At 40.3% G+C, this 19,961-nt stretch carries 11 protein-coding genes and 1 riboswitch; of the genes, 5 read left to right on the forward strand and 6 right to left on the reverse strand.

Annotated elements, in window-relative coordinates:
* Positions 1 to 17: 17 nt before the first annotated feature.
* Entirely contained in the window at positions 18 to 1,301 is a 1,284-nt protein-coding gene (locus tag ACJZU6_RS03165) for a sodium:proton antiporter (RefSeq protein WP_080158384.1), read from the reverse strand.
* Between the two features lie 181 nt (positions 1,302 to 1,482).
* On the opposite strand from ACJZU6_RS03165, the gene metH reads away from it, so the two are divergent.
* A complete protein-coding gene (metH, locus tag ACJZU6_RS03170; RefSeq protein ID WP_408900621.1) occupies positions 1,483 to 5,151 on the forward strand; it encodes a methionine synthase in 3,669 nt (1,222 codons plus the stop codon).
* A gap of 80 nt (positions 5,152 to 5,231) precedes the next feature.
* Here metH and lysC read toward each other — a convergent pair whose 3' ends face one another.
* Entirely contained in the window at positions 5,232 to 6,599 is a 1,368-nt protein-coding gene (gene lysC / locus ACJZU6_RS03175; RefSeq protein ID WP_408900910.1) for a lysine-sensitive aspartokinase 3, read from the reverse strand.
* Between the two features lie 113 nt (positions 6,600 to 6,712).
* Positions 6,713 to 6,894, reverse strand: a riboswitch (Lysine riboswitch).
* A 207-nt stretch (positions 6,895 to 7,101) separates the two neighbouring features.
* On the opposite strand from lysC, the gene ACJZU6_RS03180 reads away from it, so the two are divergent.
* Positions 7,102 to 8,220, forward strand: a complete 1,119-nt coding sequence (locus tag ACJZU6_RS03180; protein ID WP_408900622.1) for a pyridoxal-phosphate-dependent aminotransferase family protein — start codon at positions 7,102 to 7,104, stop codon at positions 8,218 to 8,220.
* A gap of 57 nt (positions 8,221 to 8,277) precedes the next feature.
* Here ACJZU6_RS03180 and ACJZU6_RS03185 read toward each other — a convergent pair whose 3' ends face one another.
* From ACJZU6_RS03185 to galU, 3 genes are all read right to left on the reverse strand, one after another.
* Positions 8,278 to 10,023 (reverse strand): Wzy polymerase domain-containing protein, encoded by a 1,746-nt coding sequence (locus ACJZU6_RS03185; protein ID WP_408900623.1) that lies wholly within the window; start codon positions 10,021 to 10,023, stop codon positions 8,278 to 8,280.
* Positions 10,024 to 10,098: 75 nt separating this feature from the next.
* Positions 10,099 to 12,927: an excinuclease ABC subunit UvrA gene (uvrA, locus tag ACJZU6_RS03190; RefSeq protein WP_408900624.1), complete on the reverse strand. Its 2,829-nt coding sequence runs from the start codon at positions 12,925 to 12,927 to the stop codon at positions 10,099 to 10,101.
* A 141-nt stretch (positions 12,928 to 13,068) separates the two neighbouring features.
* Positions 13,069 to 13,935, reverse strand: a complete 867-nt coding sequence (galU, locus tag ACJZU6_RS03195; protein ID WP_408900625.1) for a UTP--glucose-1-phosphate uridylyltransferase GalU — start codon at positions 13,933 to 13,935, stop codon at positions 13,069 to 13,071.
* 696 nt (positions 13,936 to 14,631) lie between these two features.
* On the opposite strand from galU, the gene ACJZU6_RS03200 reads away from it, so the two are divergent.
* Complete coding sequence (locus ACJZU6_RS03200) at positions 14,632 to 15,198, forward strand: single-stranded DNA-binding protein (protein ID WP_327772397.1); 567 nt, start codon at positions 14,632 to 14,634, stop codon at positions 15,196 to 15,198.
* 277 nt (positions 15,199 to 15,475) lie between these two features.
* Entirely contained in the window at positions 15,476 to 16,822 is a 1,347-nt protein-coding gene (locus tag ACJZU6_RS03205; protein ID WP_408900626.1) for a phosphoethanolamine transferase, read from the forward strand.
* A 35-nt stretch (positions 16,823 to 16,857) separates the two neighbouring features.
* Here ACJZU6_RS03205 and ACJZU6_RS03210 read toward each other — a convergent pair whose 3' ends face one another.
* The gene (locus ACJZU6_RS03210) at positions 16,858 to 17,751 is read right to left on the reverse strand and encodes a LysR family transcriptional regulator (RefSeq protein WP_080158375.1); all 894 of its coding nucleotides are present in this window, start codon (positions 17,749 to 17,751) and stop codon (positions 16,858 to 16,860) included.
* A 138-nt stretch (positions 17,752 to 17,889) separates the two neighbouring features.
* Here ACJZU6_RS03210 and csrD point away from each other — a divergent pair, with 138 nt between their 5' ends.
* The gene (csrD, locus tag ACJZU6_RS03215; RefSeq protein WP_080158374.1) at positions 17,890 to 19,818 is read left to right on the forward strand and encodes an RNase E specificity factor CsrD; all 1,929 of its coding nucleotides are present in this window, start codon (positions 17,890 to 17,892) and stop codon (positions 19,816 to 19,818) included.
* Positions 19,819 to 19,961: the final 143 nt, after the last annotated feature.

Raw genomic sequence — 19,961 nt, forward strand, 5'->3', positions numbered from 1 at the left:
TATGAGTGAGACAGAAATTAATGTTTATTTTGGCTTTCCCATAGCTTGGCTTTTTCTATTAATGAGGTGATAGTTGAACCTTGAATCAAAATAGAGAACACCACTACAGAGTAAGTCATGACTAGGATGATTTCTCTCACATCTATATCTTTTTCTGGAATAACAATAACACCCGCAGGTACAGCCATTGCCATCGCTAGTGCTAGACCACCTCGTAAACCACCCCATGTTAGAATTTTAACTGACATTGGATTGTATTGACGGTAATGGCTAAAGCCAATATAAGGCAGCTTTACACTTAAATAACGGCTTAGTAATACCAGTGGTACTGCAATTGTCATTAGAATCCAGTCTTCTTGGTGAAAGCTAAATTCAAGCATGGTCATACCAATAAGTAAGAATAATAGACCGTTTAGAAATTCATCAACTAATTCCCAAAAGTGATCAAGGTGTTCTTCACTTTCTTTTGAAAATCCAATATAGCGAGTCCAGTTACCGATCATTATGCCAGAGACAACCATGGCAAGTGGACCAGATACATGGATGATTTCGGCAAAAGCATAACCTGCCGTTGGTATACCGATGGTTAATAATAATTCCATTGAGTGGTCATTGGTCGAGCAGATAAGGTAATGGAAGATTAAACCTAGAATGAAACCATAAATAATGCCGCCAATTGCTTCTTGTATGAATAATTGGCTGACGCTTAAGACAGTTGGACTTTGATTGCCAAAGGCGATGGTAAATAGCGTCACAAAGATAACTAAACCAAACCCATCATTAAATAATGATTCACCTTCGATTTGGGTCGAAATTCGTCGAGGTGCATTCATTTTTTTAACGATAGCAAGTACAGCAATCGGATCGGTTGGTGAGATCAAAGAACCAAACAGTAAGCAGTAAATAAGATCGAGTTGGATCCCCAGTAACTGACAAATACCCCACAAACTAAAGCCAATAAAAAAGGTTGAAAATAGGGTAGAGCCTAATGCTAAAGTTGTGATTTCCCATTTTTGCTCTTTGAGGTGTGGCAATTTAATACCAAGCCCACCTGCAAAGAGCAAAAATCCTAAAATCCCTTTTAACAGAAAGTCTTCAAAGTTGATTTTTCCCATTTGGGTTGAAGCAATATCTTCAAGATGAAACCAGCCATTATGACCTGCAAAAATGATAAGTAGCGATAAGATAAGTGAACCAGCCGTAATGGCGATGGTGGTTTGCATCTTACCTATCTTACTGTTTATAAAAGCTATCAGCATGGCTGCTGCAGCTAGGAAGCAGAGGGTGTTGTAAACCGACATGCAAAACCTCTAGATTAAATTATTGAGTAGATTTAATTGTTTGTGATAGTAAAACCATCAGTTAGTAATGGCTACCGTTAATTAACTTATTTTGCCATTGTACATGTTTAGACGTCTAGATTCCTATTTGAATTGTGATAGGATGTTATCAAGCTGTAATGGATTATAAGGATATAATGTAGTGTTAAAAGACAAGGATGTACTGCATAAGCGACTTGAACAGCAGATTTTGATCATTGATGGCGGTATGGGCACCATGATTCAAAGTTATAAGCTTGACGAGCAAGATTACCGTGGCCAACGTTTTAATGATTGGCATGCAGATCTTAAAGGGAATAACGATCTATTAGTATTAACCCAACCACAGCTAATTAAAGATATTCATCTGGAATATTTAGAAGCTGGCGCTGATATTTTAGAAACCAACACCTTTAACGCGACCACCATTGCGATGGCTGATTATGATATGGAAAGCCTCAGTGCCGAAATTAATTTTGCGGCGGCAACCCTTGCTCGTGAGGCGGCGGATGAGTGGACAGCACAAACGCCGAATAAACCCCGTTTTGTGGCGGGTGTGCTAGGCCCTACTAACCGCACTTGTTCAATCTCTCCTGATGTGAATGATCCTGGGTTTCGTAATGTTACTTTTGATGAGTTGGTAATTGCTTATAGCGAGTCAACGCATGCGCTTATTAAAGGTGGGGTCGATATTATTTTGATCGAAACTATTTTTGATACTTTGAATGCTAAAGCGTGTGCCTTTGCTGTCACAGGGGTTTTTGACGAGCTTGGTTATGAGCTTCCGGTGATGATTTCAGGAACCATCACCGATGCCTCTGGACGTACGCTTTCAGGTCAAACTACTGAAGCTTTTTATAATTCTTTGCGCCATGTAAAGCCGATTTCCTTTGGCTTAAATTGCGCCCTCGGTCCTGATGAGTTACGTCAATATGTGGCTGAGTTATCCCGTATTTCAGAGTGTGCTGTTTCCGCTCATCCTAATGCAGGGTTGCCTAATGCGTTTGGTGAATATGATCTTGAAGCTGATGAAATGGCTGAGCATATTAAAGAGTGGGCTCAGCAAGGTTTTTTAAACTTGGTTGGCGGCTGCTGTGGTACGACACCGGAGCATATTCGGCAGATGTACCAAGTGACTAAAAATATTAAACCTCGCGTATTACCTGAGATTAAAATTGCCTGTCGGTTATCGGGATTAGAACCGCTGACCATTGAGGCTGAAAGTTTATTTGTTAACGTTGGTGAGCGAACCAATGTTACTGGCTCTGCACGTTTTAAACGCTTAATTAAAGATGAACTTTATGATGAAGCGCTAGAGGTTGCTCGGCAGCAAGTTGAAGCTGGTGCTCAAATCATTGATATCAACATGGATGAAGGCATGTTGGATGCGAAAGCGGCAATGGTGCGCTTTCTTAATTTGTGTGCGACTGAGCCTGAGATCGCTAAAGTGCCAATTATGGTTGATTCATCAAAGTGGGAGATCATTGAAGCTGGACTGAAATGTGTTCAGGGCAAACCAATAGTTAATTCTATCTCACTCAAAGAAGGTAAAGAGAATTTTATAGCTCAAGCTAAGTTGCTACGTCGTTATGGTGCCGCAGTGATTGTGATGGCTTTTGATGAAGAAGGCCAAGCTGATACACGTGAGCGTAAAATTGAAATTTGTACTAATGCTTATCATATTCTTGTCGATGAAGTGGGATTTCCACCGGAAGATATTATTTTCGATCCCAATATCTTTGCGGTTGCGACAGGTATAGAAGAACACAATAACTATGCGGTCGATTTTATTGAGGCTGTTGCTGATATTAAACGAACGTTACCTCACGCGATGGTTTCGGGTGGAGTGTCTAATGTCTCGTTCTCATTTAGAGGCAATAATCCGGTTCGAGAAGCTATCCATGCGGTGTTTTTATATTATTGTTTTAAAAATGGCATGGATATGGGGATCGTTAATGCAGGTCAGTTAGCTATTTATGATGATCTGTCTGATGAATTACGTAATGCCGTTGAAGACGTGGTACTTAATCGGCGTGATGATAGTACCGATCGCTTGCTTGATATTGCCGCTAACTATCGTGATAGCGGTGCGATTGAAGAAGATCGGACTCAGCAAGAATGGCGTAGCTGGCCAGTTGAAAAGCGCTTAGAACATGCGCTGGTTAAAGGCATTACTGAGTTTATTGTTGAAGACACTGAACTTGCGCGAGCCAATGCAAGCAAGCCATTAGAAGTGATTGAAGGTCCACTAATGGCGGGTATGAATGTCGTCGGAGACTTGTTTGGTGAAGGCAAGATGTTCTTGCCTCAAGTGGTTAAATCCGCTCGCGTTATGAAACAAGCTGTTGCCTATTTAGAACCTTATATCAACGCCGAAAAACAAGCGGGATATACCAACGGTAAAATTTTATTAGCCACAGTAAAAGGCGATGTTCACGATATAGGTAAGAACATTGTTGGAGTCGTACTTCAATGCAATAACTATGAAATTATTGATTTAGGTGTGATGGTATCATGCGATAAAATATTGCAGGTCGCCCAAGAACAAAACGTTGATATTATTGGACTGAGTGGTTTGATTACGCCATCACTTGATGAGATGGTACATGTTGCCAAAGAAATGCAGCGACGTGGGTTTGAGGTGCCATTATTGATAGGTGGTGCCACCACTTCAAAAGCGCATACTGCAGTGAAGATTGAACAAAATTATCAACAACCGGTGGTGTATGTCTCTAATGCCTCACGCGCTGTTGGTGTCTGTTCGGCATTATTATCAGAGCACCAGAAGCCAGCATTTGTTGAGCGCCTAGCTGCTGAATATGATGTTGTACGTGAACAGCATGCACGTAAAAAGCCACGAACGCCTCCAATCACCTTAGATCAAGCTCGTGCAAATGCGGTAATGCTTGATTGGGAAAATTATACGCCGCCGCAACCAAAACAAGCGGGTGTGCATACTTTTACCGATTTCCCGGTGGCTAAATTACGCCAATATATCGATTGGACACCCTTTTTTATGACTTGGTCATTGAGTGGTAAATATCCAACCATTTTACGCCATGAAGTTGTTGGGGTTGAAGCAACCAAGTTATTTAACGACGCTAATAAGATCCTTGATGACATTGAACGTACAGGCATGATCAAAGCTAATGGCGTGTGTGGGTTATTTCCTGCCAATAATATTGGTGATGATATTGAAGTATATACCGATGATACTCGTACTGAAGTACTAACGATATTGCATGGTTTACGCCAACAAACCAAGAAGCCCAAAGGGCCAAATTATTGTTTATCTGATTATATTGCCCCAAAAGAAAGCGGCAAAGCCGATTGGATTGGTGCTTTTGCAGTGACGGGTGGGATTGGTGAATACGATATTGCTGATCAGTTTAAAGCGCAAGGTGACGATTATAATGCGATCATGATTCAGGCGGTGGCGGATCGACTTGCAGAAGCGTTTGCTGAGTGTATGCATCAAATGGTACGTAAACAAATCTGGGGTTATGCCGCTGATGAAGATCTTAATAATGACGATTTGATTCGTGAAAAGTACCAAGGTATTCGTCCAGCTCCTGGGTATGCCGCTTGTCCTGAACATACCGAAAAAGGGGCGATTTGGCAGTTATTGGATGCAGAAGCCAATACTGGCATGGTGTTGACCGAAAGTTATGCCATGTGGCCGGGGGCTGCAGTATCTGGTTGGTATTTCTCACACCCAGATGCGCGCTACTTTGCTGTCGCACAGATCCAGCATGATCAGTTAGCAAGTTATGCTGATCGCAAAGGTTGGGATTTGATCGAAGCTGAAAAGTGGTTAGGGCCTAATTTGTAAAATAATCATTAGGTTAAAATAAAAAAGGCGCAAACATTGCGCCTTTTTTTTATCTTTTTTCTCGTTGATGCTGATAGTGATTATTCTAAAAGTTGTTGGTGCAGGGTTGTTATGACTGATTTAGCATCGGCTTCATGGACTAAAAAGCACAGATTATGCGGGCTAGCACCATAACAAATAAGGCGTAAATTATACGCATCAAGTGCGCCAAAGATATGCTTGGCTGAGCCTTTACTGTCACTCATATGATTACCAATCAACGCCACTAACGATAATCCCTGTTCAATATCAACACGGCACAATTGATTTAATTGTTCAACGGCAGCGGAAGGTAATGTTGGGGCACCACCGCCAGTATCGGTTTGATCGAGCGTTAACGAGACACTGACTTCTGAGGTGGTTATTAAATCGACCGAGATTTTATGTTCTGCCAAAATACGAAACACTTCGGCTAAAAAGCCATAAGCTTGAAACATATTAAGACTGGTGAGTGTCACCATAGTCTGATTTCCACGCAATGCTAGTGCTCTAAAGAGTGGCGCTTGATTCACGGTTTTTCTGATCCATGTTCCACCTTGTTGCGGCGCTGTTGATGAACCAATAAATACTGGAATTTGGTGGCGAATGGCTGGAACCAGTGTTGATGGATGGAGGATCTTAGCACCAAAATTGGCCATTTCAGAGGCTTCACTAAAGCTGATTTCTTTGATCGGTTTTGCTGCAGCTGTAATGCGAGGATCGGTAGTGTACATTCCCGGAACATCGGTCCAGATCTCTAGCGTGGTCGCATCAACGGCTTCTGCAATTAATGCTGCACTATAATCACTGCCACCTCGCCCTAGTGTGGTGGTATTGCCAAGCTCATCACGGCCAATAAAGCCTTGTGAAACCACAATCTGAGTATCGATAAGTGGCACTAAATGTTGTTGAGCTAATTGACGAATAAGTGCTGGCTGTGGAATCGCTTTGCCAAATTGATTATCTGTTCGCATTACATCTCGAATATCAAATCGTATCGCAGCAGCATTCATCTCAACTAAAATTTGGCTAAAAAGGTAAGTTGATAATAGCTCGCCATGACTGACTAATTTATCGGTAAGTTGTGGTGATGATGCTATCGCAGCCTGTGCTGAGGCGGAGGCAATATCATCAAACAAAGTATCAATAGCACCACTAACCGTATGTGGATGTTGAAGCTGATCCAGTATTTGTTGGTGAGTATCGGTTAATTGCTGTAAATGTTGTTGGCGTAAAGTGGTATCACTAATGCCTTTGGCTAAGGCGACCAGTACATTGGTCACGCCTGAGCAAGCACTTATTAACACTATTTTGGTGTGTGGATTGGCAATAACAATATTGGCACTGCGACACATCGCGGCATAGTTGGCGACACTGGTGCCACCAAATTTGGCCACAATCACTGGGTTGGTTGTGGTGGTCGAAAGCATGCTCATTACGGTGTTCTCCCTTATATCGTAAATACTGCAAAGTAGACTTTTTGCTTCGGAAGAATTCCCGACGTCCATTGTCGAGGAGGTAATAGGCAGTAACGCTGGTGCGGCTACCCAGAAGCTCCCCATCATAGTCAACCTGACTTAGATGACAGCCTGAGAGATTCAACTCTCATAGCCGATATCATCTGCCCCAAACAGGTGATATCTCGGCGCTACTCTCCCTCACAAAATTGATTTAGGGTTGGGCCCTTCAATTTTGCTACCTAGGTAACGCACCTCTTCTGTCGTGAATAATCACTGTTGTTATTGAATAGGAAATCGCCCTTAGTTGTCAATTGTTAAATGATAATTTCTCGATAGTTAACAAAAAGTAGGTATAACTAACAGGATCTCAGGTCGTTACTTGCAGCTTTGGCATTGCTCTAATACTCTGTAATAACGATTAATCTTTCCATCACCCTATTGATAATAATCATGATTTAATGGAGTTGAATCTATGCCTATCACCAGTTTTATACCGCCTCAAAGAACACTTATGGGACCGGGGCCCTCTGATATCTATCCACAAGTATTACAAGCACTAAGCCGACCGACAATTGGTCACCTTGATCCGCTATTTATTAAAATGATGGATGAGCTCAAGCAGCTACTACAATATGCATTTCAAACGAAAAATACGTTTACGATTGCGGTGTCAGCGCCAGGTAGTGCGGGTATGGAAGCCTGTTTTGTTAATTTGGTTGAGGCGGGAGATAAAGTATTAGTTTGCCGTAATGGTGTATTTGGCGATCGTATGCGAGAGAACGTTGAACGCTGTGGCGGTATAGCCATTATGGTTGATAATGCATGGGGCGAGCCTGTATCTCCTGCTTTGGTTGAACAAGCATTACAGACCGATCCTGATATTAAAATTGTTGCTTTTGTACATGCAGAAACGTCAACTGGCGCATTATCTGATGCAAAAACCTTGGCTGAAATTGCACGAAAGTATGGCTGTTTAACCATTGTTGATGCCGTAACATCTTTAGGTGGCGTACCGTTGCTGGTGGATGAGTGGCAACTTGATGCGGTTTATTCTGGTAGTCAGAAGTGTTTATCTTGTGTACCTGGATTATCGCCACTGACGTTTTCCGAGCAAGCTATAAATAAAATTCAGCAACGTAAAACAGCAGTGCAAAGTTGGTTTTTAGATCAAAGTTTAGTGCTGGGGTATTGGAGTGGTGAAGGTAAACGTAGTTATCACCATACTGCGCCTGTTAATAGTTTATACGCTCTACATGAAGCTTTAGTGTTGTTACATAACGAAGGGTTAGAGCAAGCTTGGCAACGACATCAACGGACGCATCTTGAATTAAAGGCTGGACTTGAAGCGCTAGGGATTGAATTTGTGGTTGCAGAGGAGTATAGGCTACCTCAGCTTAATGCGGTTTATATTCCAGAAGGCGTCGATGACGCCGCGGTAAGATCGACTTTATTAGAGCGTTATAATCTAGAAATTGGTGCAGGATTAGGCTCGCTTGCAGGTAAAGCATGGCGGATTGGATTGATGGGTTATGCTGCGCGCAGTGAAAATGTCGCTTTATGCCTTAAAGCCCTTGAAAGCACATTGAAATAAAGTAGTGATGAACCATCAATAGCGATAGCGTTCGCCATTGATGGTTGTTCGTCATGGTTACTTTGCTGGTGACGTTGTGGTTGTTGCGGCGCTAAGTTGTGTGAGGCTTGGAAATAGTTGTTGTGCTTCTGCCGCCACTTGCTCAGCTTGAGCAGTGTTACCTTGATCGTTATATGCTAATACTAAGTTCTGATATAACGCTGGTCGTGGCCAAGTGAGGGCTTTTTGATTAGCCCAAATAATATAATCTGTCACCAATTGGGGTTTATTGGTGGCGATCCCAACTTGTAATTGGGTGTGGTGTAAATCCCACTCAAAGCGATCTTGCCATGCCCATGGATTATTCACTTTGACTAAATAATTGATATCAACTGGACGTGTTGTTTCAAACTTAGTCAGTAACCATCCTGAATATAAGGTGGTGATCATAAAACTGGTTACCATTATCGGTATTGTGATGGCACTGACTTTAAGTGCAAGTACATATTGAGTTTGATAGCGATGGTATTTGGTGGTGAGATTATCGACCCAGAAGATCAAAATAATAAACATGATCCAATGGGCAAGTGAGTGATAAAACGGATATTCCAGTTGCGTATGTAATACGATTGGGAAAAATAAGCCAACTAACGCTAACTGAGTACTATTTGGGGCTTTCTTGATGCTAATCATGACCGCTAATGCTGCAATGATTAACCCCAGCAACGGTACAATTCCACCTTCTACAGCCCAAAAAAGTAATTCATTATGCGGGTGATCTAAGCTTGGTATCCCCGCAGCTTGATGCGATGGATCTCGCTGATGCCATAATGCGGTTTGGGTGATGTAGGTGACTTCAAATTTACCATAGCCATAACCTGTTAGGGGCTTAGTGGTAAACATTTCATAAGCTTGTGGTATATGTATTTCTCGTGGACTATCTAATGTGATACGAACATCCTGTGAAAAAGAGCTGTTGGTAGTTGAACTAAATTGCCATGCTAATGCCATGCCTAATAATAACATTAAGCCCCACATACGCTGTTGATATTTTGCCGCAAAGCGAAACAAATAAGGCAGCATTAATAATGAACCAATGCTTGCACCCAACCAACCTGTACGTGAGTTTAGTACCACCAGTAGTGGAATCGTTACGACAGGAACAGCGAGTAAGATAAGGTGTTGCCAGGCCCATTTACCTCGATAGCGGGGTAAGCGTGCTAATAGATAAGCGGCAATAACAAGCCCTGTCGCTAAGAAGCTTGCCATCACATTGGGTTGTTGGAAGATACCGTAAGGGCGGTTAGCAATAACGTCATAACCAAAACGGTTGTGCGCAGATAATCCTAAAAATTGATACCATCCAAAAGCCGCTTCGATCAATACTGCAATCGTGATAAACCACAAGAGTCGTTGGCGTTGATTATGAGTAAAAACAAACTGTTGTAAGCTAATGAAAAATAAAAAACCAGCCCAGAGGGTGAGTAAGCGGTTTGAAGTGCCAAAGCCATCGGCATTAGCATAAAAAACGGGAAGTGACAGAAGTAGACAGCTACCAAATAAAATTAACGTCATACGAGAGTAACGCCAAATTTTTTGACGACAAATTTCTAATAAACCGCAACTAATGGCAAAGCTAAATGGAATCCATGCACTGGCATTAAAAGATAGCTCAAGTCCTGAACCGCCAGGGTTGTGCTGAAAGTAGTGCATTGCAACGATAAAAAATATACCAACGCTGGCTAAGAATAATCGCACTAAAGATAAAGGCTTAGAAATCCGTTTCTGTTCTAATTTCGTACCTTGAAGTTGTAACACTGTCATGGTGAGTCCTGAGTAAAAAAACAAACAGGCTGACTATTGCCAACCTGTTTGATAGGGCTTAATTACACTTTATAATTAGATGTTAAGTAGAGGCTTAAGAAACCTCGCAGTATGGGATCCAGCAACAAGTGCAACTTGTTCGGGAGTACCTGTTGCAATAATTTCACCACCGCCATTACCGCCTTCTGGACCGAGATCTATGACCCAATCAGCGGTTTTTATTACATCGAGATTATGTTCGATAACAACGATGGTATTGCCACGATCACGTAGTTTATGGAGTACCGTTAGCAACTGCTGAATATCGTGGAAGTGTAAGCCTGTTGTGGGTTCATCTAAAATATAGAGGGTTTTACCTGTATCACGTTTAGATAACTCTTTAGCTAGTTTAACCCGCTGTGCTTCACCACCTGATAAGGTTGTTGCTGCTTGTCCGAGACGAATATACGATAAGCCGACATCGATTAATGTCTTCAATTTTCGTGCAATTGCTGGAACGGGTTCAAAGAACTGATGTGCATCTTCAACGGTGAGCTGTAAAACTTCATCAATACTTTTGCCTTTATAGCGTACTTCTAGCGTTTCACGATTATAGCGTTTACCTTTACACGCATCGCATGGGACATAAACGTCAGGTAAAAAGTGCATTTCAACTTTGATAACACCATCACCTTGACATGCTTCGCAGCGCCCACCGCGAACGTTAAAGCTAAATCTACCGGGTTTATAACCTCGAGAACGGGATTCTTGAGTACCAGCAAATAGCTCACGAATAGGGGTGAAAATACCCGTATAAGTAGCTGGATTTGAACGAGGTGTACGACCTATTGGGCTTTGATCAATATCGATCACTTTATCAAAATGTTCTAGATCTTGAATTTCTTTATAGGGAGCCGGTGTGCCTGTTGTGGCACCATTGAGTCGCTGGTGGGCGATCTTAAAGAAAGTATCATTGATCAAGGTTGATTTACCTGATCCCGAAACACCTGTAATGCAGGTTAGTAATCCAACTGGAATTTCGACGTTAACATCTTTAAGATTATTACCGCTGGCCCCTAAAAGCTTGACTGTTTTAGCGGGATCAAATGGTACTCGTTGTGCTGGAATTGCAATTGATTTTTTACCGCTAAGATATTGTCCTGTTAATGATTTTTTGGACTTTAATATATCTTTAACACTACCTTCGGCAATAATTTCGCCGCCATGAACACCAGCACCTGGACCGATATCAATCACATAATCAGCCGCTCGAATAGCGTCTTCATCGTGCTCAACCACAATCACGGTATTACCAAGATCACGTAGATGAATTAGGGTTTTTAATAACCGTTCATTATCACGCTGGTGGAGACCAATTGAGGGTTCATCCAAGACATACATCACGCCCATTAAACCCGCACCAATTTGGCTTGCGAGTCGAATACGCTGAGCTTCACCCCCTGAAAGGGTATCAGCACTGCGAGATAAACTGAGGTAGTTGAGACCTACATTGATTAAGAAACTTAAACGTTCATTGATTTCTTTGAGAATTTTAGCAGCAATCTGAGCCCGTTGGCCTGTTAATGTTAAGCTATCAAAGAAAGCGGATGCTTCACTAATGCTCATGTCACAAATATGAGGTAGGTTGGTTTCACCAATAAAAACGTGACGTGCTTCTTGGCGTAGGCGAGAACCATGGCAGCTAGCACAAGGCTTAGTCGATACAAATTTAGCCAGTTCTTCACGAACAGAATTAGATTCTGTTTCGTGGTAACGGCGTTCCATATTATTTAAAATACCTTCAAATGGATGTCGACGAACGGTAATATCACCACGATCATTAATATATTTAAATTCAATATCTGTGGTGCCGGAGCCATTTAAAATCAGTGTTTGAATTTTTTTAGGTAAAGTATCGAAAGGTGCTTCAACATCAAACTTAAAATGTTCAGCTAATGATTTGAGCATTTGGAAGTAGTAAAAATTACGTTTATCCCAGCCACGAATTGCACCACCCGCTAAACTGAGTTCACCATTTTGGACCACGCGTTCAGGATCAAAATATTGTTGAACTCCTAAACCATCACAAGTGCCACAAGCCCCCGCTGGGTTATTAAACGAAAATAATCGCGGCTCAAGCTCTTGCATACTGTAGCCACAATGTGGACAGGCAAAATTAGCTGAAAAGACCTGTTCTGAAGTATCGTCAGCTGTCATGGGGGCTATAATTACGGTGCCACCAGAAAGCTCCAATGCTGTTTCAAACGATTCAGCTAAACGTAATTGCAGATCATCACGCACTTTAAATCGATCAACAACCACTTCAATGGTGTGTTTTTTATGGAGTTCTAACGTTGGTGGATCGGAAAGATCACACACATCACCATCAATTCGCGCTCGAATGTAACCTTGAGCGGCAAGATTGGCGAGAGTTTTGACATGTTCGCCTTTGCGCTCTTTTACTATTGGCGCAAGCAGCATCAGTTTGCTGCCTTCGTCCATAGTAAGTACCTGATCAACCATTTGACTGACGGTTTGTGCAGCCAGAGTAACATTGTGGGTTGGGCAGCGAGGCTCTCCTACACGGGCATAGAGCAAGCGTAGATAATCATATATTTCAGTGATTGTACCGACGGTAGAACGAGGGTTATGTGAGGTTGATTTTTGTTCAATCGAGATGGCGGGTGATAAGCCTTCAATATGATCAACGTCAGGTTTTTCCATTAACGATAGAAATTGACGAGCATAAGCCGACAGTGATTCGACATAGCGCCGTTGACCTTCAGCATATAAAGTATCAAATGCTAAAGATGATTTTCCCGAACCAGATAAGCCCGTGATAACAACGAGCTTGTCGCGAGGAATGGAAATATTGATATTTTTGAGATTATGGGTGCGCGCACCCTGTACTTCTATGTAATCCATACCCATCACTATTGTTTTGCTTGATTGTAAGTGAGTAGTATTTCATAGCCGGATTTAATGAGCAAAAGATACTGAATAAAAACACAGTAGCGATAAAAAAAATCCCGCTACATAGCGGGATTTTTTAAAGGTATAGATAACTTACTTTTTGCTAGTTTGTTGCTTTGCTAGCTCAGAAGATTGGTCTTTTTTGTAAATGTTTTCGTAGCAGTAGTTTGTTGCTTCGATGTAACCATCTACGCTACCACAGTCAAAACGCTTACCTTTAAATTTAAATGCAAGTACACAACCAGATTGTGCTTGTTTTAGTAGGGCATCAGTGATTTGGATCTCACCGCCTTTACCTGGTTCTGTTTCTTCAATGATATCAAAAATATCAGGTGTTAGAATGTAACGACCGATAATAGCAAGGTTGCTTGGTGCTGTACCTGGTTCTGGTTTTTCTACCATGTTATCAACACGGAATAGATCATCACGAATCATTTGGCCTGCGATAACACCGTATTTATGAGTATCTTCTTCTGGCACTTCTTCAACAGCAACGATTGAACAACGGAATTGCTTATAAAGCGCCGCCATTTGAGCCAATACACCTTGCTCTTCGTTTACACAAAGGTCATCTGCAAGTACAACAGCGAAAGGTTCGTTACCTACTAACTCACGACCCATAAGGATAGCGTGACCTAGGCCTTTCATTTCACCTTGGCGAATATAAGTGAAGTTAGCTGAATCAATCACACGACGGATATCAAACAATAGATCTTCTTTGTTTGTACCACTGATTTGATGTTCTAGCTCGTAGTTCTTATCAAAGTGGTCCATCAAGGTATTCTTACCACGACCAGTAACGATACACATACCGTTCATGCCAGCTTGGATCGCTTCCTCAACACCGTATTCAATCAATGGTTTGTTTACGACTGGCATCATTTCTTTTGGCATTGATTTTGTTGCTGGAAGAAAACGTGTACCGTAGCCTGCTGCTGGAAATAGACATTTCTTGATCATAGTGTGTCCTAGATTTAATGTAATTGATAATGTGCCAAGTGCAGATTGAAATCTATCTGCTAATTTCGTTTTTGAGAATTAACAAAACAATAATCGTTATTGTTTTGTTAACGCTAAAATAAATTGTGCATAATGTTAGAGATTTTAAACAATAAAGCAACTTAATATCATAGCCAGACTCACAAAATATAATAATTATAAGATGTATAACCTTTAATTGTTAATGCCAGTAATAATACTTATATTGATGACGATTTATTATTTATAAAGTTGCAATATTATTTCTAATACTATTATATTTATGCCGTATTGATTTGTTTTTAATATAACAAACGTCAACTCTAATGTGTTTGTCAATAAATTTGCCATTTTATTAAAATAAAATTAGCGAATATTTATATAACAACAATTAGTAATACTCTTATTTACCAACCATCATATATTTAAAATGATTGGTAAGTGTCATAAAAATGACAGTTTTACTCGTTTAAATGATGATATAGATAACATCACATAGATATTGGTTATGTTTTTACTGTTATATATATCCTATGTGACATGGATAATTGCGCCCCTTGACATACTTTGGCGCTATGCCTTGACCTTGCTGACATGATAAACTGCGCGATTGAGTATAAACTTTCACTAAGCGGCTATGAATACCTAGAACCGTCGCTATCAGCTTTGGAGTGAACTATGGCCAGTCGTGGCGTAAATAAAGTTATTTTAATCGGTAACTTAGGAAATGATCCAGAAATTCGTTACATGCCTAGCGGTGGTGCAGTAGCTAACATTACTATTGCAACCTCTGAGTCTTGGCGTGATAAGTCTACCGGTGAGCAACGTGAAAAAACAGAATGGCACCGTGTAGCATTGTTTGGCAAATTAGCAGAAGTCGCAGGTGAATACCTACGTAAAGGTTCACAAGTGTACATCGAAGGCCAATTACAAACACGTAAATGGCAGAATCAACAAGGCCAAGATCAATACACTACTGAAGTGGTTGTGCAAGGTTTTAACGGTGTAATGCAAATGCTAGGCGGCCGTAATGGCGGCCAAGGTGCACCAATGGGTGGCCAACAACAACAGCAGAACCAAGGTAATTGGGGTCAACCTCAACAACCAGCTGCTGCGCCACAGCAAAATTATGCACCACAGCAGCCTCAGCAACATCAGTCTGCACCACAACAGTCAGCTCCACAGCAACCACAGCAACAATACAATGAGCCACCAATGGATTTTGATGACGATATTCCGTTCTAGAGGAATCGTATACAAATCCAAGGTTAAATAATAAGCGATGATATTTCGCTTACTTATATTTATTAACCCAGCATACTTGCTGGGTTTTTTTGTGTGTTAAAAGTATCACACCTACGTTAAAATATTCCCTCTGTCTTTATTTGTTTTCCTTATTATGTTTATGAAATATTTGAATGCCGTTATTACATTATTATTCGCTTTATTACTTACAATCGGTGTTGGATATGAGAATAAAATAATAATCGTCGGCGGATGCTTATTTCTAGCATTGATTTTTTTGTCATCGAAACGATGGCTGAAATGGTCACTTATTTTTCCAATAGGTTTGATTGCTACATTATATTTTCAAACGGGTTATATTTATGGTCGCCCTAATATTGGTATTATTGCATCACTACTTGAAACTAATAAACGTGAAAGTATTGAATTTTTATTCGCTATTCCAATAAAAGTATGGCTTCTAAATATAACGTTGTTAATGGCCTTTGGTTATTATTTAATACGGGTTGAATTTCAATTTAAGTGGCGTAAATCAGTATTTATAATTGGATGTGTTTGTTTTTATTTTTCATCACTTAGTTTATTTATAAGTCATTGTTATAAAAGTACAGAACACTATATTAAGCAAATAGATGCATTGAAAAATAGTATTCATCAAAGTGCTAATTGGACTATTTTAAAAATGAAACCGCGTTATAAAACTTATGTCTTAATCATAGGTGAAAGTATGCGCAAAGATTATATGTCGAGTTATGGTTATCCACTTAATACCACGCCTTTTTTAGCGACAACTCCGGGTGTATTTGTGAATGGTTATTTGTCGACAGCATCTCATACCGCGGTATCATTACCACGCACATTAGGTATTAGTCGTGGTTTAGATTTGCACCCTGTTAATAATATAATTACCTTAGCCAATGCTGCTAAAATGAAAACGATATGGTTATCAAATCAAGGGTTTATCGGTAAGTATGATACCGCTGTTTCAGCAATAGCTGTCCATGCATCAGAAAAACATTTTTTGAAAAAAGGTAACTTCCTAACCAATAACACTAGCGATTACGCTTTATTACCGTTATTCAAACGTGCATTAGATCAACCTTATGATGGATCTAAATTAATCGTGGTGCATATTATGGGGTCACATGAGAATTTTTGTGATCGGATTAAAAAAGACAGTTATAACTTAAAAGATAAAGATCTTTCTTGTTATTTATCTACTTATAATCAAACAGATACCATTATTAAAACAATAGTAAATGATTTAAAAGCAACTCAAGATAGTTATTCGTTAATGTATTTTTCTGATCATGGTTTAAATAATGTCAGCGCTATTAAAGGAAAGACACAATTAGTGCATGGTGATTTATATAAACAAAATTATGAAGTACCACTAATTGAAATTGCCAGTGATATTCACCAGCATATAATGTTGAATAAGCAAATTAGTGCTTTTAATTTTATGTCGATTTTCTCGAATTGGATTGGTGTTAAAACCGCACAATTACCCTCATTGAATGTTTATCAATTGCCTCAAAATAAAAAGATTCAAGTATTAAGCGGTAATCAAATGGTGTTATTTGAATCATTAAAAAATGATCCTGATGAAATAATTCATCGTTAAAGATAACAATAAAAGCGGGCTATTTGAAAAAGTGATCAATGAATAGGTTCCATTGTAGTTGCTTTTTGTTTGATAAAATCGATAAATAATTTCGTTTTAACATGATGATAATTTAGCTTTGGGTAATATGCGTAAATGGCATTGGTTGGTTGCTTTAACGTTGGTAGTACCGGAACCAACAAGCCATTATCTAACTCGCGTTTTATTGTTTGTCTACTCGTTAAAATTAACCCCATGCCAGCAACCGCCCCTGCAACTAATGCTTCTGGGTTGGTGGTAATGAAATTACCTTGTAATAAAAGTCGTTGATTATGTTCAAAAATATGATCTTGTTGGTGATCTTGTTCGCCAAACAGTAGGTAATTATGTTGGCATAGTTGTTCTGGCGAGGTGATTTTAGGATTATTTTCAAGGTACGTAGGCGCAGCATAAAACCCATTACTGTAGCTAAGTAATTTGGTGGCGATATAGCTGGAGGAGTTAAATTCAGTGATCTCTCGGCTAATGAAGACATCGAGGTTTAGATCAGGTAATTGCCCTGGCGTTACCGTGTGGAGCTCAATCTTTATATTAGGGTAACTGTGGCTAAACTCAGCCAGATAGCTCACCAATAAGCGGCTGCCCGTAGCAAGGGGGGCGCCTAAACGCAAAATACCGCCAACTTCGCCATAAGTTGCGGTGGTTTCTGCTAGCATTTGTTGCCAGTCATTGACTAACAAAGCGCTACGTTGGTAAAACAATTGACCTGCTTCTGTTACGGTTAAGTGGCGAGTAGTGCGTTTTAATAGTTGTACTCCTAATTGTTTTTCTAGCCAAGATAATCGTTTTGAGAGGGCAGAACTTGAGGTATTGAGTTTGTTTGCGGCTTGCGCTAATGAACCATGTTCTACCACGGTAATAAAGCTATTGGCACAGGTGATCCAGTCCATAAAAGTATTATTCCTTTATTACAATATTAATAATCGATTAACAGGTCTAATGTAGCGTATGCTTAGCAAGGAAAAAATGATTAAGATCGTTTGATTATTACCTAATGATATGAATGGCATATGTAAAGTAAGGATGCTATGAGAAAAGCCTCAAGGATGAAGTTAACAAATCGCTTAGTTGCCTTTGTTACCATGATCGTGATTTGCGCGATTTTAGTGATTTTTATTGGTGGTGCATTGAGTTTCCGTAAACTCGGTCAAGATTCATTAGTGCATTATCTTGATGGGGTAGTGACGGTTATTGATCAAGAATTAACTGACCCTCAAGGAGCTCAAGCATTACCTCGTTGGCTACCGACGCTATTACAAGCGAGTAATGTGGTCTCGTTATCAATTAGCGATGCTAATAAAACAGTATTTGATTTTAATGGCAATCAAATAGTGCCTGACCCGAATATTATTTACCATCATCAATATCAACTGCCATCACACCCCGGTTATCAAGTCACGATTGCGGCGATCCCTCTCTATAGTGAATTTACCTATTCTTTGGGGGCAATGTCTTCCATTTCTCTGGCGATGTTGATTGTTATTGTTGGCTTAATACGTGGGGTGCATTGGTTGCGAACCCAGCTTTATGGCTCTGAGTTATTAGAAGAGCGTGGGCGAATGATTTTGGCGGGCCGGGTTGAGCAATATGCTGAAGGCAATGATTATGAATGGCCAGCAACAGCAAGTTTAGCGCTTGACCAATTAATTGGAGAACTTAAAGATGCCCGTCAAGAACGAAGTCGATTTGATACTTTTATTCGTACCCATACTTTTTTAGATCAATTAACGGGGACGGCTAATCGGGTGTTATTTGATAGTCGATTGCAATCAATGGTACAAGACCAAGACAGCCATGGCGCCGTGATTTTATTGCGTTTAAGTGACTGGGAGGAAATGTGTACCGAGCAAGGAAAAACCATTGCTGATGAGTTGTTACAGGAAATCAGCGTTATTTTATCAAATTTTATTCAGCGTTTTCCTGACACCGTCCTTGCGCGTTATTTTGATGCTGAGTTTGCAATCCTTATTCCGCAGCAACCAGCCAAAGAAATTAAAATATTTACCAACCAATTATTAAATGCTGTGGAGCGTTTGTCTCCGCCATCGCCAATGGAAAAAGATAATTGGTGTCATATTGGCGTGACATACTTCCATGGTGGTGATCGCCGTGGACGGATCATGGATGAAGTTGATACCGCTTTGCGCAGTTCGCAGTTACAAGGCGCCAACAGTTGGAATAGCTTTAATAAAGATCATCAATGGGATAAATCACGCGGTAATGTGCGCTGGCGAACATTGATAGATAAAACGCTAACCCAAGGCGGGCCATTATTGTATCAGCAGCCGATTATTATGGCTGAGGATAATCAGCTAATGAGCTACGCTTTGTTAGCTCGAATTATCGATGACAATGGGGATATCATCAAAGCATCACATTTTATGTCGGCCGTTGAACAAGTGGGTTATTCGATTCGTTTTGATAGGGCGGTGATTGCTCAAACTCTATTGCTACTCAAACAACAATCGGCAGAGAACAGCTATGCGGTCAATGTCACCACTATCAGTTTACGGGACAAACAATTTGTCAAATGGCTACGAGATGAATTGTTGCAATTACCACGGCCAGTATTAAATCGATTATTGTTTGAAGTATCAGAAAGTATGTTGGTTAAACATCTTGATGCCATTCGACCTGTATTACGCGTGTTAACCGGGCTTGGTTGTAAACTTGTTGTTTCGCAAGCGGGCAGAACCATTGTTAGTACTTACTATATAAAAGACATTCAAGCTGATTACATTAAATTACACCGTGGTTTAGTGCGAGATATTCATCAACGCCAAGAAAATCAATTATTCGTTCGAAGTATGCTAGGAGCCTGTGCCAACAGTGATGCAAAAGTTATCGCGGTCGGTGTGGAAACGAATAAGGAATGGCGAGTATTACAACAACTTGGTGTCGTTGCTGCACAAGGACGACTTTTTGCTGCAGAGGAGTCAATAGTAACCACTAATTAAGCTTAATAATCATTATCGTGAATCAGTTAATATGAAAGTTATCATTTAAGGTGATACAGATCTGACATTTCATACATTATTATTGTGAAGCAGTAAGTCTTTACCTAAAGTGCGGGCTGTTATTCGGCTCTAATTTTTGGCTT

Origin of the sequence: Photobacterium piscicola (assembly GCF_046058925.1) — a bacterium.
Lineage (GTDB): Bacteria > Pseudomonadota > Gammaproteobacteria > Enterobacterales > Vibrionaceae > Photobacterium > Photobacterium piscicola.